This is a genomic window from Levilactobacillus koreensis JCM 16448 (genome assembly GCF_001435525.1).
GTDB lineage: Bacteria > Bacillota > Bacilli > Lactobacillales > Lactobacillaceae > Levilactobacillus > Levilactobacillus koreensis.
The window spans coordinates 35,843-49,764 of the sequence record NZ_AZDP01000061.1 but is presented as its reverse complement, the minus strand read 5'-3'; the positions used below and the strand labels follow the sequence as shown (position 1 = coordinate 49,764).

The window sequence follows — 13,922 nt, the reverse complement described above, 5'->3', positions numbered from 1 at the left end:
CAAAGTTAGCGATGATTGGGGATAAACATAAATGTTACAAGACTAGCACTACGCGTAAAGTAATAACTGAATATGTTCAAATAAAAAGTCGATCATTCCACAAAAGGATGATCGATTTTTTAAAATTTAAATATTGAGAATCTGTTTATGAATTCTAAGGACCTTAGCAAAAGCATAATCATCCAGAAATGTTCCCGTTGTTGTAATATCGCGTCCTTTAAGACTAAAAGTGTGAAATTGAAGTGGATTAACATAGCCCTCGATTTGCGGATTATTAGCTACGGGAACGAACATATCTTTTAGACGATTACTAGTAGCATGTGTGATTAGTGATACAGCAACTTGATTCGTGATTTTCGAAAAGCCGACAGTACTAAGAACGACGGCAGGATGCCGATCACGTAGTTCGTTTGACCTCGATGACTGAAAGTCAATCCAAATGATTTCCTGCTGCTCTGGATAGTCTTTAATAGCTGCTTTAGAATTCATGATTGATTAGCTCAGCCTTTGTAGTAGATTCTTCAGTGAGTGAATCTAAGTGAGTCCTGATAAAGTTTTCGTCAGTAAAAGGATTGGGTTCTTTAGGCAAGAACACGATTGCGCCATCTCGTCCAGAGAATGCTTCATAATTACTGAAGCGTGGTTTTATGGTTTTAGGAACAGTTAGAACAGTTGAATCGCCAACTTTTCTGAGTTTAACTGATGCCATTTGACACCCTCCTTGATATACATTAAATATATATACAAAAGAAGCGTATGTCAAACTTTTAGCTTGCTCAGGTAAAGCGAAATTGGAGCTATTCTCTCGTACTATGTATTCTATAACGAAATGGACTCAGAATTTTACCATTTCTTTTATTAATGAGTTCTTCATTGTTTAATCTGTTGTTCATTTCATGATGGTCAGTGTACATTTTTTCAACAAAGCCTCTGACAAACAAGACCCGCTAAACGCCGTCGTACCGCGAATGCTACAAACCCGAGCTTGCCGCCCAACGCGATTTTCGGTAAGCTATTTTGTGGAGGCGGGGCTAATGAACTTTGCGGATAATTTAAAAAACGTCCGGCATCAGCAGGGGATGACTCAGGCTGATGTCGCGACCGAATTACACGTGTCACGGAAGACCATTTCAAGTTGGGAAAATGGGCGGACATATCCGGATATCCTGACGTTAGTAAAATTAGGGGACGTTTATCAGATTTCGTTGGATCGCTTAATGAAAGAAGACTTAGGGATGGCACAACATTATCAACATCAAGAAAAGGTTAGTCGGCGGAATGACCGCGTCGTAGAAGTCACGTTATATGCGAATATTGCGCTTCTGTTTCTCGCTTACGTCTTGTTATTTTTGCCAGGACACATGCTGGATGCAGTTGTCGGTGGCTTATTGTTGATCAACCTGATTATTCTGGCGCCGGCTTACCAAGACTTTGGCACGTGGCGGATTCACGGTTGGCACCTGGCACTGATCACAATCATGGCAATTGTCCTGAATACGGTCATCGTGGTGACCATCACCGGCCAACCGGAAGCCAGCATGCTGGCGTCTAACGCGGCGAATGGCGCCACGAGTGCCGGTTATGCCTTTGGTTACGTCGTTGGGCGGGCCATTTGGATTGGGACGTTGACGGTCAGCGGCATCTTTGCCATTTATGGTCGGGCGCGGCAAGTATAAACTGGCCTATACCAAGCCGCTTTCTCATGGTATAGTTGAGCTAAACGAAAACTAGGGAGCGAAGCGACTTGTACAAGATTATTACGAGTGATTTAGATGAAACGCTGCTGCGAAAAGACGGGACGGTCTCGCAGGCCAACATTGACGCAATTGCTGCGGCTTCGGCCAAAGGGGTTAAATTTGTCCCCAACACGGGCCGTAGTTTCACCAGCATCCAAGACCTTTTACGGCAGTTACATCTCTACCAACAGCCCAACGAATACGTCGTGTCGTACAACGGTGGCGCCGTAATCGAGAATCAAGATAACCGTGTTATTGTCAGCAATGCCATGCCATTTGACGAGGCACAGCGGGTCTTTGACATCATGCGCCAATACGATGTCGATATTCACGTTTACACACTAGACCACTTGTACATTTATCAGCCGCGCGCCGACGATAAGCATTACCTGCAAACGAGAGGTGTCCACTATGACGAAATGATTGGTACGTTTGACCAGTTCAAGGATGACCAGATTATGAAGGTCATCGCCATGAATCCGGATTTTGGTGTGCGTCAAGAGATGCTGCAAGCCGTGACGGCAGCGTTTAACCAACAGATCAACTGTACTTACTCCTCCGGTATCTACATGGAGGTCAACCATTTTGGTGTCGACAAGGGGACGGCGATTCTGGACCTGGGTAAGCAACTGGGCGCGAGTGCCACTGAGATCATTGCCATCGGGGATAACGCCAACGACTTGGGGATGCTGACCAAGGTGGGCCTCCCCATTTCCGTGGCGAACGGGATCGATGAGGTCAAGCAGGTCGCTAAATTTGTCACACCTAACGATTACGAACGTGGCGTGGCGGATGCTATCGAGAAATTTATTTTGTAATTCAATGAGAGCCTGGAACGAAAGTCTCGGGCCCTTTTTGTGTTTCAAACGTAGATGGTCGACACGTGTGATAAAGGGCAGTCAACACCGCTTAATCCCGGTAAACAAACATTTCGAGGCCAGGATTATTTGGTTATCGATGTTAATACTTATTGACTAACTGCCTTTTGTCGCACGTTCTTTTTCGTTGCTTGACAGGACTCACAATCTCCCGTATGGTAGGACAATATTACACAGAGAGGGGGGATGACCCCATGGATTTAGAAAAGTTAATGGCGTGTGTCCCCGCAAACGGGCAAGGACGTTTTTCCGTAGAGTAAATTATAAGGAGAAATACGATGAAAAACGTCCGTCACGCAGTCCCTTCATTGGGATTGATTATTGTCCTCGTTGGTTTCCCACAAATCAGCGAATCCATCTTCACCCCGGTTCTGCCGCAGCTCCAGCGGGTCTTTGCTGTGAGCGCTAACCGGGTTCAACTGACCATGAGCACCTACTTTGTTGCCTTTGCTATTGGGGTCCTGATTTGGGGCCAACTCGCCGATAAAGGGGGCCGGCGCCCCGCCATGTTGGCCGGTATCGCCGTTTACCTATTAGGTAACTGCGGTCTGTATTTGAGTGGGAGTTTTCTCCCATTTCTAGGCTGGCGATTGGTGCAGGCCTTTGGCGCCAGTGCCGGTTCCGTGGTCACGCAGACCATCATGCGTGAAAGTTTCAGTGGCATCACGGGAGCCAAAATTTTTGCGCGTACCAGTGCGGCCATGGCGTTAGCACCAGCCTTGGGACCACTGATTGGTGGGCTTGTCCAGACCTACTTCGGGTATCGCAGTGTTTTTGCCACGCTGGTGACGATGGCCGTTGCCGTGGGTCTGTACGCGCTGAGTTGTCTCCCCGAAACACGGCCGGCTCAGATTGCCACACCGCACGTCAATCAGCGAAAACTAGTTGGTCGCTTGCTGACTGATCCAGTGGTTTGGGGTTACGGAATCCTGATTGGCGGCATCAACGGAATTCTATTTAGCTATTACGCGGAGGCACCGTTTATCTTCATGACGCACTTTGGCTATTCCGCCGTGCATTATGGTTGGCTGGGCCTAGTTTTAGCGAGTGCTAGTCTGTTAGGCGCGGTCATTGTTAACGCTGCCCTGAATTTCTGGTCACCCGAACGCGTTGCGGTGGCTGGGCTAATCATGAGTGTCGTTGCCGGGGGTGGGTTATTAGCCGCAGCCGTGTTCCAGTCGGCGCTTGCCATGATTGGCGGGATCTTCCTGACCTTTTTAGGCTTGAATATCACGTTGCCCAATGCTCTGAATCGTGCACTGGTCGGCTACGAGGCCGTCATGGGCAGCGCCAGTGGTTGGTTCAGCCTGGGCTACTATTTGTTGGTCAGCGCCGTCACGTATGGCATGAGCCTCGTGCATAACGGTTCGATTGCCACGTTGCCAGTATACATGCTGGTCATCAGTGCCGTGATGCTTGCCGTGTACGTGCGACTAGGACGCCAACACGGTGAAATTAGTGTCGTTAGTTCTGACGATTAAAATAAGCTAAAATGGCGGCCCTACGGTGAAAATCGGCGGGCCGCTTTTATAAAATTATTTGTAAGACGTCTGGCCCGAATCCAATCAAAAAATATGCTAAACTGGCCGTGAAATTCAGAGAGGAGCCGGAGCCGTGCAGAAAAAGTTAGAGACGTTGGCGTATAGTGGACCCTTGAAGTTGAAGCGAGATACCGTGAGTGAGAAGCAGGTGACCGTTCAGGCTCAGGTAGACTTGGATACCGGAGTGGTTCAACTGGTGGTGAGTGACCGGGACCTACAGCGGTTGCGGCAGGATGCACATCAAAGTTGTCGTTAGAATTACAAACTCAGTGAGAGCAGTTATGGCCTAAACGCGATAACTGCTTTTTTGTGCTGAACAATAAATGGCCATAATTAGTCAACTTGATTAATGGGCGCAAGGTCGACTAACCATAGTGGCTGAACGGATAGCTAGCGAATTAAATATAAGGCTAGATACGTTAAAGTTCGTTTATTTTTATTTTGTGTAGCTTTGACACCGACTATCTGGTATAGTTTTGAATGTAATAGCAAATGATTATCAACTATAATTTTATTAACGTTCGTATTTTAGGAGGAATCCACCGTGGATAAGTTTTTTAAGCTTAAAGAATCAGGAACCACTGTCGGCACCGAAGTTGTTGCCGGCATCACGACGTTCTTCGCCATGTCGTATATCCTATTTGTTAACCCGCAGATCTTAGGTCAGACGGGGATGCCCCAACAGGCCGTCTTCTTAGCAACCATTATTGCTTCCGTTGCGGGAACGTTGGTCATGGGACTCTTCGCCAACGTTCCTTATGCGTTGGCGCCCGGAATGGGATTGAACGCCTTCTTCACCTATACCGTGGTGATGGGGTTAGGGTTCAAATGGCAACAAGCCTTAGCTTTAGTTTTCTTCTGTGGCATTATCAACATTATTATCACCGCCACTAAGATTCGGAAAATGCTGATCTCAGCGATTCCGATGAACTTACAACTCGCCATTAGCGGTGGGATTGGGGCCTTTATTGCCTACGTTGGTCTGAAAAATGCGAACTTCCTACAATTTACCAGTGATGCTGGCAACATTCTTTCAATCAATGGGAAGGCCTTTGATGCGACCCAAAAGGCATTCAGTCAAGGTGTTGGCACCGTCGTCACCGGTGGGGGAATCGTTCCCGCATTGGAGAACTTTAACTCACCGGCACTTGTCTTAGCATTGATTGGGTTAGTCATTACGGTCATCTTCAAGGTACGCAAGGTGCCAGGCGCCCTATTGATCGGAATCTTGGCCACGACCGTGATTGGGATTCCAATGGGCGTGACCAACCTTCATTTGGCAAGTAGCTATTCGATTGGCTCATCCGTCCATCAGTTGGGCACGACCTTTCTAGCCGCCTTTTCTCATGAGGGGATGGGGTCACTGTTTGCCGAACATAACCGAGTCATCCTGGTGCTCATGACGATCCTGTCATTTAGCCTATCCGATACCTTCGATTCTTTGGGGACGTTTATCGGTACTGGCCGACAGACGGGGATTTTCTCTGGCTCGAAGGAACTCGCACTGGAAGGTCAACCCGGGTTCAAGTCCAAGTTGGATAAGGCGTTGTTTGCTGACTCCATCGCGACTGGTGTGGGGTCCATCTTCGGGACCTCTAACCTGACGACCTACGTGGAAAGTTCCGCGGGGATCGGTGCCGGTGGTCGAACTGGACTGACCAGTGTCGTCGTTGCCATTCTCTTCCTGCTGAGTTCATTGGCATCGCCACTCCTCTCCATCATTCCAACCGCCGCCATTGCACCATCACTGATTCTGGTTGGTATCATGATGATGAGTTCCCTCAGCAAGATTCCGTGGCACGATTTAAACGAGGCCATTCCAGCATTTATGACCACGTTTATCATGGCATTTGCCTACAATATCACTTACGGGATTGCCGCCGGGTTCATCTTCTACTGCCTGGTAAAAGTTGTCCTGGGCAAGGCTAAGGAAGTGCATCCACTGATCTGGATTGTTTCCGTCTTGTTTATCATTAACTTTACAGTGTTAGCCTTAGTTTAAGCATTAAAAAGCGTCGCGACGGGTCTTTCGGACTGGTCGCGGCGTTTTTGTATGGTTTGGTGAAAATAACTTGAAAACTGACGAGCCTAACTAGTTGATGTGCGCAACTAGATGTCCTAGAATCTAAACAGAATTAAGTAATTCGGTGGAGAGAACGGGAAGGGACGAAGTGAGGTTGAAATTTTTCAGGCGATTTATGTTGGTCATGACGTTAGCAGTGGCACTCTTTGTCGTCAGTAATTGGCGCTCGCTCAGTTACTACCGCACGGCGTTGACGACGTTAGCAACGGGACTAGTGACCGGAAAAACGACTACGACTAAGTCAGCGGACTACCGGTCGAGTGGCTATATTTTACGAAACACTACCGATGCGACAACACGGACTGGTGCGGACAATACGCCGGTCGAGGAGGCCATGCAGGGCGTGTTGTTGCAGAAAACATACCACTACCATTATGCGGCGGATACGCCATCGCGGGTGAAGCAAAAATTTAATGCGGCCATTCAAATCTACAATCAAACTGGAATCGTGAAGTTGACCGCTGGCAAGGCCAATTCAAATGAGAATCAAATCACGTTGAGTGCCTACCGTAAGAAAGAGGAGCTCAGTCAGGGCACCGTTGAATTTGGTCACGGGGGTCCGCAAATTACGCAGCGAATCAGTTGGCGGGGTATTCAAACGACTAATGCCGGTAAGGCCAAACTCAACGTGACCTATAAGCAGGCGGTTAAGCTTTCCGTAGCCGTCCACGAATTGGGGCACGCCTTGGGGCTCGACCACAGTTCCGACAAGGACTCCGTGATGACGCCGATCGACCACGGTAATACGCAGTTGTCCGCGGCCGATGTGCAGAGTTTGAGGAGTATTTATGACAAAAAGTGATTTCATAGAAAATGCCCGGACATCAGTGCAAAGGGGCTGATGTCCGGGCATTTTAAGGTTAATTAAGGCTTAGGCCAGCGGTACTTTTCGGTCTAATTTTGGTGTCGTGATTGGGCTGTGCGTTTGTAGGTAAGTCGTCAGGAGATCGATGTCCTGGCCGGCATTATCTACAATCGTGCCGTGCGTGAAGGCTGCGTAGCCGTCACCACCCGTGGAGAGGTAGTCGTTGGTTAAGACGTGATACTTCTGGGTCGGGTTGATGGCGTCACCTTTGGCTGTCTTGACGTCGGTGACCGTAAAGAGTTGGTCGCCGGTCGTCGCTGGGCTGTACTTGTAAGTCAGTCCAGAAATCTGTAGGAAGTAGAGTTGTGACTTGGTGTACTGTTCGTTCAATAGGTCGACGATGTCTTTCCCCGTCATTTCGACGATGGGTTGGCTATTGCCGTAAGGTTGCATGTCGTACAAGGTTCCCAGCGTGACCTTGCCAGCAGCGTTGACGTTCATATCGCTACGAATGGAATCGTTACTAGTCACAGCGAAATCGACTTGATGATTCTGTTCGTTTGCGGTCGTCCGTTGGGCGTCGACCACCACGTAAGCTGCGGCGGATTCCTTGTTGCTGGATAGGTCGTTACTGATGGTTTTGCCCCCGGCGATAGACCCGACTTCGGTGTTGATGATCGGGGCTACACGACGGTTGGCGTCAGCGATGATACCGTTGATTTTCTTAACGGTCTTATCCTTAGCAAACGTGGCGGTGGGGTCGTCCTTCAGTGAGAAGACTGGGGCGACCTTGGCCTTGACGCTGCTCTTGACGAAATCGTGGGTCTTGGTGCTGAGCTTGGCCGTAATGTTGGCGTAGCCGCGGCCCTGCATGCCGGCCTGAACGACGGGCACGCCTTTGACGCGACCATTGGCGTACTGGTGGCTGTGACCGGCGAAGAAAATGTCGACGCTGTTCTTCGGATCAATCTTGTTTAACTCCTTGAGGTCGTTGACGGCATCCCCAGTGGTCTTGCCGTTTTGCGTGACCGCGCCGGTGTGGCCGAGAACGACAATGGCCTTAACGCCCTTGGCCCGTAACTGTTTGTCGTATTTGGCAATGGTCTTGGCTTCGTTAAGCAACTTATAATTCTTGGCGATGCCGGGCAAATTAGTGTTCAGAATGCCAATGTAGCCGACCTTGACCGTGGCCTTGGTCTTCGGGTCCGTGATCTTTTTGATCGTGTAGGGTTTCCAGTGAGCGGGAATCTTGTTGGTTTGTTTGTCGCGGACGTTGGCGATGACAATCTGCATGCCGGTCTTCACGAACGGGTACTTCTTAATGGCTTGGACCTGTTGGGGGTTCTTGATGCCCGTTGTGCTAGGTTTCTTCCCGTTGACGAGATTGCCATATTGACTTAAGCCATGGTCAAATTCGTGATTACCGATGACTCCGACCTTGACCTTCATGGCCTTCAACGTGCTCAGCGTCGGGCCGTCATCGAGTAAGGCCGAGTTGGCGGGACTGGCCCCGACCATATCCCCGGATTGAACGCGTACGGTGACCCCGTTGGCGTGGGATTTCTTAAACGAGGTCTGTGCCCGGTCGAGATAGCCGCCTAAACGAGCCACGGTCCCGGCCCCTTCAATCGTCTTGCTGTCCATGAAGAGTTTCCCGGTGGCCTGTAACCCACCGTGGAGGTCGTTGATCCCTAGAAACTGGACCGGAATCTTAACGTTCTTGGTTGGTTTCGCCTTTTTGGCGCCTTTCTTGGCATATGCCGTTGTTTGCGGGCTTAGTGACGATGATGGACTCATCAAGCCACCGGCGACTGCGCCCAAACACCCTAATGCTCCTAATATGTATAACGTTTTACCTGACAAACTAGCCATGTTATTGGCCTCCCTGGAATATAGTGATAGCGCTTACAGATATGATAGTAGCATAGTTAAAGCAGATAAACAATATCGCCCTTGTTGTATTTGACGATTTTGTTATCTACAATGTCGGTGCCTTGCGGTAGACTAGGAGATAAGGATACTTGGGAAGTGGGGACGAACAATGGCAAATGAGACGGGCAACTTAGTGCGGCACAGTTTACGAACGGAATATTTTTCGACCGGGTGGATGGTCTTCGAATTTCTGGTGGGATTCTATTCTGGACTAAAGGCGGGATCAATCTTACTGATTGCCTTTGGCCTGGATAGTTGCTTGGAAATCGTGTCCGGGAGCACGCTGATCTGGCGGCTACGTAAGGAGGCTAACGGTGCACCGGCGGCCGAGATTAAACACGCGGAACGCCGGTCATCATTGATTGTGGGGACGGTTCTGTTATTGCTGGCGGTGTACGTGACCGGGGTCGCCATTGCCAACTTGGTGCTTCATCAGGCCGCAGATACCAGTTTTTCCGGGATGGGGATTGCCGTTGCTTCGGTAATTTTAATGCCGTTGTTGGCACTGCGTAAGCGGTCACTGGGCAAGCAACTCCATTCGGCGGCACTGACCGAGGATGGCATGTGCAATATCACCTGCGCTTACATGGCCGCCACGGTCCTGATCGGTGCGGCGTTGACGGCGTGGGTTGGCTGGTGGTGGAGCGATTCCGTTGCCGCGCTGGTCTTGGTCTACTTCATTGCGAGCGAAGGCTGGGAGGCATTTCAAGCCGGTCGCGGTCGGGCCGATTAATGGGGATACTTAGAGGTTAAGAGGGGGAGTTTATTTGCCAGTACAAAATGGGTTGTTAGTGATCAACGTACAGAATGGGTACAGTGAAGCGGTCGGCTATGATGACTTGGTTGCGAAGATCAACCGGCGCTTGGATGTGTACCACCACGCGCACCATCCCGTGATTTTTCTACAGAAAACGGATGACGAGCTGGTGTACAGTAGTCCATCGTGGGGGCTAGATGCACGGTTACACTGGCAAAATGACGTGATCGTCCTTAACTATCATGAGGATATTTTCTTTGAGACCGGGTTGACCGAGCGACTGCGGCATCTGAACGTCAAAAGTCTCGAGGTGTGTGGCTTGCAGACCGAACTGGCTGTGGACACGGCCATTCGCGTAGGGCACAGCCAGGGCTTTCAAATGGCGCTTCAGTCGGGGCTGGAAACGACTTTTGATTCATTAGAATTAACGGCCGAGCAGATGCGGCGCCACCATGAGCGTCTCTGGGCGGAGAACTTTGCCACAGTTTACACGCAACCCCTAGCAAAATAGAAGCTAATCGCAAACGATTGATGTATCATTAATTTGTGCACAATCGTTTTTTAAGCTGATTCATTTTGAAAGGATGAGGCGTTATGGCAACGATTTATGATTTTAAGGAAACTGAAATGAGCGGCAAGACTATTGATTTTAAAGACTATCGGGGCAAGGTACTATTGGTCGTCAATACGGCCAGTAAGTGTGGCTTGGCACCGCAACTGGTGGGAATTGAAGCCCTGTACCAGCAGTATCACGACCAAGGATTCGAGGTGCTCGGGTTGCCTTCCAATCAATTTCACCAAGAACTGGATTCGGATGAGGCAACCAGCGACTTCTGCCAAATGCATTACGGGGTCACCTTTCCCATGACGAAAAAGATTGCAGTCAACGGGGATGACGAGGATCCGCTGTTCACCTACCTCAAGAAAACCGCGGGTCACGGGCACATCAAATGGAACTTCACGAAGTTTCTGATTGGACGCGATGGTCGGTTGATCGACCGTTACGCCCCGATTACCACGCCAGAGAAGGTTGAACCGGATATCGTTAAGGCCTTGGCGGAAAATAAATAGGTATACTAAAAAGGATCATCGCAGCCCTAGTCGCTACGATGATCCTTTTACATACTTCTTAATGCCCAATCAAAGCCCCAGCGCCAATCGCCACAATCGTATAGACGACAGCGACCAACGTGGTCAGCCAAGTACTTTTACTCCAAAATTTTTCTTCCATTGAAAATCCCTCCTAAGCGGCAGCGGGTGCTGGTGTGGACGTCAGTTTCGACGTGTTTAGCAGTAGGGAACTGGCAACGACTGAGAAAGAACTGAAGGCCATTCCTAATCCAGCAAGTTCTGGACTCAATGAGAGGCCTAGGGCGAAGAAGACGCCGGCTGCTACTGGAATGCCCAGCGTGTTGTAAATGAACGCCCAGAATAGGTTTAGCTTGATTCGACTGAACGTCTTCTTGCTGAGTTCCAGGGCGCGCACGACATCTTGTAGGTCATTTTTGACCAGGACGATGCCACCGGATTCAATCGCAATATCAGTGCCGGAGCCCATGGCGATACCCACGTCGGCGGTCGTTAAGGCCGGGGCGTCGTTGATACCGTCACCCACGAAGGCAACGGGACCGTCCGCTTGTAACCGTTTGACGTTATCGGCCTTGTCGCCGGGTAAGACGTCCGCAATCACATCGTCGATCCCAACTTCGGTGGCAATCGCCTGAGCGACCCGTTGGTTATCACCCGTCAGCATGACGGTCCGCAGACCGCGCTTCTTCAAGGCGGCGATGGCACTAGCAGAGCTGGCCTTCGGGGCGTCTTGAATCGCAATCAGCCCAATGATCTTACCAGCCAAGCCAACCACAACGACCGTCTTGGCTTCACTTTGGAGTTGGGCCATCTGCGTGCTGAGTTCCGGTGTCAACGTGTTATCGGCGGCCAATTTATCATTTCCAATGAGCGCGGCTTGGCCATTGACCGTGGCCTGAACGCCCTTGCCCTCGATGGCTTTAAAATCAGTTGCGGCGATAACGGGTCGTCCGGCAGTCTTGGCCTTGTCCAGGATGGCTGCAGCGAGGGGGTGTTCCGATGAGGCTTCCAGACTGGCAGCCACGTCGAGGACGGTCTCAGTGTCACCCACAATGTCCGTGACCTGGGGATGGCCGGCGGTGATGGTTCCCGTCTTGTCGAAGACGACCGTCTTGATACGGTTAGCGGCTTCGAGGACTTCACCATTTTTAATCAGGATGCCCATCTTCGCGCTCCGCCCAGTACCGACCATCAAGGCCGTAGGGGTCGCAATACCGAGCGCACAGGGACACGCGATGATGACGACGGAAACGGCGAAGAGCATGGCGTTGACCACGCTGGCACCCAGGAAGACGTACCAGACCGTGAACGTTAAAATAGCAATGATCAGAACGGCAGGGACGAAAATATCCGCCACCTTGTCGACCGTTTTCTGAATGGGCGCATGGCTGGTCTGAGCCTTCTTGACCATTTCGACGATCTGCGACAACAGGGTGTCACTACCGACCTTGCTAGCGCGGAACATAAAGGTTCCCGTGTTATTCATGGTCGCACCGATAACGTGATCGCCGGCTTTTTTCGTGACCGGCATGCTTTCGCCGGTGACCATGGATTCGTCAATGGTCGAGGTGCCTTCGGTGATGACGCCATCGACGGCCACCTTTTGACCGGGCTTCACGCGCACGATGTCACCGACCACAACTTCGGCTAAGGGAACCTTGACCAGTTGACCGGCACGCATGACTTCGGCGTCTTTGGCCTGCAGATCGACCAGCTTACTAACGGCGCCCGAGGCCGAGTGCTTCATTTTTTCTTCGAAGTACTGGCCGAGCAGAATGAAAGTGACCACGAAGGCGGCACTCTCATAGAAAACGGCCTTACCGGTCAGCATCGCGTAAAAACTGTAGAGGTAGGCCGTGGCCGTCCCAATGGCGACCAGCGTGTCCATGTTGGCGTGGTGGTGACGAAAGGCGGCCCAGGCACTTTGAATGAAGGGGCGAGCAGAAACACTCATGACGGCGGTCGTCAGGAAAAACATAGTCCAAGCGCCGCCGGGAAGCATGAAGCCAAAGGGTTTCGCCAGCATTTCCACGAGCATGGGGAATGAGACGATCAGTGAGAAGACGAAGCGATTTTTGATACTCATGAGTTGATGACCACCTTTCCGTGGAACATGTCCATGCCGCAGCTGAAGTCGAATTCACCGGTGTGGCTGGTATCAATGGTCACGGTCCGGGGCGTGTTGAGTGGTAAGTTCTCGTTGAAATTAAGCGCTTGTGAGTGGACCTGGTCCAGACAGCCAGCGTCGTTGATGCGGTTAAATGTTAGTTCGGCGGGAACGCCCTGGGTTAAAACAACTGTCGCAGGTGAGTAGCCACCGTCGACGATAATGGTTGCAGTTTGCTTGATTGTCATGATGAAGACCTCCGTTATTTAATAATGACTTTGCCGTGAAACATGTTCATGCCGCACGCGTAATCGAACTCGCCGGCCTTGCTCGTGTCGATGTCGATGACCTTGTCTTGATCCTTAGGGAGAAATTGGTTGATCCCAAAATCGGGAAAGACGACCTGTTCCAGACAGTTCGATGGGTCCTTGCGGTTAAAGGTGATGTGGGCGGGCACGCCGCGCTTCAAAACGACCGTGCTGGGAGAGTAACCGCCGCTGACTTCAACGGCCACGTCTTGGGTGTCATCAGTCAGGGCGGCATCCACGGCCTGGGTGGTGTGCTTGCCGAAGAACCACCAAGCGATGAAGCCAATCAGTGCAGCGGCAACGATGAGGACGATTAATTTGATCATGGAAAATCCCTGCTTTCTTTGTTTACATCTGTAATCTATAAACGTAGCTTACCGCCATCGATTACATTTGTCAACATAAAATGATTGATGAATTTAGTTGTGGGGCGAAAGTAGGTATAAATTGGGCGCACTCCGGCTGACAGGGATTCCGCCTGCTGTGGGGACACTTCAGACTGGAAAATCACCAGTCTTCTCGCTCGCTTTGAAGCCACGAAGACCGCGTGTCTCCAAAGTCGCCCGTGGTGTTAGCTGATGAATCACCAGCTAACACCACCTCCACGGCTGGCTGCATTCCTGTCCTCCTCCGGCTCTGACTGTGTTTTACCATGACAACGATTGGAAGACGTGGAGATCTAGCAC

15 protein-coding genes are annotated in these 13,922 nt (G+C 50.6%); 9 read left to right on the top strand and 6 right to left on the bottom strand.

The features are described from left to right. Nucleotides 1-126 precede the first annotated feature (126 nt). Both FC99_RS05180 and FC99_RS05175 read right to left on the bottom strand, forming a co-directional pair. The gene (locus FC99_RS05180) at nucleotides 127-489 is read right to left on the bottom strand and encodes a type II toxin-antitoxin system PemK/MazF family toxin (protein WP_053083536.1); all 363 of its coding nucleotides are present in this window, start codon (nucleotides 487-489) and stop codon (nucleotides 127-129) included. Next, the gene (locus tag FC99_RS05175) at nucleotides 479-709 is read right to left on the bottom strand and encodes a hypothetical protein (protein ID WP_048732874.1); all 231 of its coding nucleotides are present in this window, start codon (nucleotides 707-709) and stop codon (nucleotides 479-481) included. Before FC99_RS05175 ends, FC99_RS05180 begins: the two co-directional genes overlap by 11 nt. Nucleotides 710-1,034: 325 nt before the next feature. Here FC99_RS05175 and FC99_RS05170 point away from each other — a divergent pair, with 325 nt between their 5' ends. The 6 genes from FC99_RS05170 (at nucleotide 1,035) to FC99_RS05145 (ending at nucleotide 7,040) form a co-directional block, all read left to right on the top strand. Further along, nucleotides 1,035-1,676: a helix-turn-helix domain-containing protein gene (locus FC99_RS05170; RefSeq protein WP_048732872.1), complete on the top strand. Its 642-nt coding sequence runs from the start codon at nucleotides 1,035-1,037 to the stop codon at nucleotides 1,674-1,676. Between the two features lie 68 nt (nucleotides 1,677-1,744). Next, on the top strand, nucleotides 1,745-2,554 hold the full coding sequence (locus tag FC99_RS05165) for a Cof-type HAD-IIB family hydrolase (RefSeq protein ID WP_048732871.1): 810 nt from the start codon (nucleotides 1,745-1,747) through the stop codon (nucleotides 2,552-2,554). A 338-nt stretch (nucleotides 2,555-2,892) separates the two neighbouring features. Then, on the top strand, nucleotides 2,893-4,095 hold the full coding sequence (locus tag FC99_RS05160) for a multidrug effflux MFS transporter (protein WP_056986484.1): 1,203 nt from the start codon (nucleotides 2,893-2,895) through the stop codon (nucleotides 4,093-4,095). A 133-nt stretch (nucleotides 4,096-4,228) separates the two neighbouring features. Further along, a complete protein-coding gene (locus tag FC99_RS05155; protein ID WP_048732867.1) occupies nucleotides 4,229-4,411 on the top strand; it encodes a hypothetical protein in 183 nt (60 codons plus the stop codon). Nucleotides 4,412-4,699: 288 nt separating this feature from the next. Beyond that, nucleotides 4,700-6,157 carry an NCS2 family permease gene (locus tag FC99_RS05150; RefSeq protein WP_048732865.1) on the top strand — a complete coding sequence of 486 codons (1,458 nt, stop codon included), beginning with the start codon at nucleotides 4,700-4,702 and terminating at the stop codon, nucleotides 6,155-6,157. A 169-nt stretch (nucleotides 6,158-6,326) separates the two neighbouring features. Next, a complete protein-coding gene (locus tag FC99_RS05145) occupies nucleotides 6,327-7,040 on the top strand; it encodes a M57 family metalloprotease (protein ID WP_162258577.1) in 714 nt (237 codons plus the stop codon). A 69-nt stretch (nucleotides 7,041-7,109) separates the two neighbouring features. Here FC99_RS05145 and FC99_RS05140 read toward each other — a convergent pair whose 3' ends face one another. Further along, a complete protein-coding gene (locus FC99_RS05140; RefSeq protein WP_082153180.1) occupies nucleotides 7,110-8,915 on the bottom strand; it encodes a bifunctional metallophosphatase/5'-nucleotidase in 1,806 nt (601 codons plus the stop codon). A gap of 169 nt (nucleotides 8,916-9,084) precedes the next feature. Between FC99_RS05140 and FC99_RS05135 the strand changes: the two genes are divergently transcribed. From FC99_RS05135 to FC99_RS05125, 3 genes are all read left to right on the top strand, one after another. Beyond that, complete coding sequence (locus FC99_RS05135; RefSeq protein ID WP_048732861.1) at nucleotides 9,085-9,708, top strand: cation efflux transmembrane domain-containing protein; 624 nt, start codon at nucleotides 9,085-9,087, stop codon at nucleotides 9,706-9,708. A 34-nt stretch (nucleotides 9,709-9,742) separates the two neighbouring features. Next, entirely contained in the window at nucleotides 9,743-10,243 is a 501-nt protein-coding gene (locus FC99_RS05130; RefSeq protein WP_048732859.1) for an isochorismatase family protein, read from the top strand. Between the two features lie 83 nt (nucleotides 10,244-10,326). Then, on the top strand, nucleotides 10,327-10,803 hold the full coding sequence (locus tag FC99_RS05125) for a glutathione peroxidase (protein WP_048732857.1): 477 nt from the start codon (nucleotides 10,327-10,329) through the stop codon (nucleotides 10,801-10,803). A 172-nt stretch (nucleotides 10,804-10,975) separates the two neighbouring features. Here the strand turns inward: FC99_RS05125 and FC99_RS05120 are convergent, their stop codons facing one another. The 3 genes from FC99_RS05120 to FC99_RS05110 are packed head-to-tail and all read right to left on the bottom strand — an operon-like array spanning nucleotide 10,976 to nucleotide 13,562. Continuing rightward, entirely contained in the window at nucleotides 10,976-12,907 is a 1,932-nt protein-coding gene (locus FC99_RS05120) for a copper-translocating P-type ATPase (RefSeq protein WP_048732856.1), read from the bottom strand. Then, nucleotides 12,904-13,176 (bottom strand): cupredoxin domain-containing protein, encoded by a 273-nt coding sequence (locus FC99_RS05115; protein ID WP_048732854.1) that lies wholly within the window; start codon nucleotides 13,174-13,176, stop codon nucleotides 12,904-12,906. The genes FC99_RS05120 and FC99_RS05115 overlap by 4 nt, the downstream gene beginning before the upstream one ends. 14 nt (nucleotides 13,177-13,190) lie before the next feature. After that, complete coding sequence (locus tag FC99_RS05110; RefSeq protein WP_048732852.1) at nucleotides 13,191-13,562, bottom strand: cupredoxin domain-containing protein; 372 nt, start codon at nucleotides 13,560-13,562, stop codon at nucleotides 13,191-13,193. Nucleotides 13,563-13,922: the final 360 nt, after the last annotated feature.

What these genes read in the sequence shown, in the direction of transcription:
- FC99_RS05180 (WP_053083536.1), bottom strand. Translation starts at nt 489, where the DNA reads ATGAATTCTAAAGCAGCTATTAAAGACTATCCAGAGCAGCAGGAAATC.
- FC99_RS05175 (WP_048732874.1), bottom strand. Translation starts at nt 709, where the DNA reads ATGGCATCAGTTAAACTCAGAAAAGTTGGCGATTCAACTGTTCTAACT.
- FC99_RS05170 (WP_048732872.1), top strand. Translation starts at nt 1,035, where the DNA reads ATGAACTTTGCGGATAATTTAAAAAACGTCCGGCATCAGCAGGGGATG.
- FC99_RS05160 (WP_056986484.1), top strand. Translation starts at nt 2,893, where the DNA reads ATGAAAAACGTCCGTCACGCAGTCCCTTCATTGGGATTGATTATTGTC.
- FC99_RS05140 (WP_082153180.1), bottom strand. Translation starts at nt 8,915, where the DNA reads ATGGCTAGTTTGTCAGGTAAAACGTTATACATATTAGGAGCATTAGGG.
- FC99_RS05135 (WP_048732861.1), top strand. Translation starts at nt 9,085, where the DNA reads ATGGCAAATGAGACGGGCAACTTAGTGCGGCACAGTTTACGAACGGAA.
- FC99_RS05125 (WP_048732857.1), top strand. Translation starts at nt 10,327, where the DNA reads ATGGCAACGATTTATGATTTTAAGGAAACTGAAATGAGCGGCAAGACT.
- FC99_RS05120 (WP_048732856.1), bottom strand. Translation starts at nt 12,907, where the DNA reads ATGAGTATCAAAAATCGCTTCGTCTTCTCACTGATCGTCTCATTCCCC.
- FC99_RS05115 (WP_048732854.1), bottom strand. Translation starts at nt 13,176, where the DNA reads ATGACAATCAAGCAAACTGCAACCATTATCGTCGACGGTGGCTACTCA.
- FC99_RS05110 (WP_048732852.1), bottom strand. Translation starts at nt 13,562, where the DNA reads ATGATCAAATTAATCGTCCTCATCGTTGCCGCTGCACTGATTGGCTTC.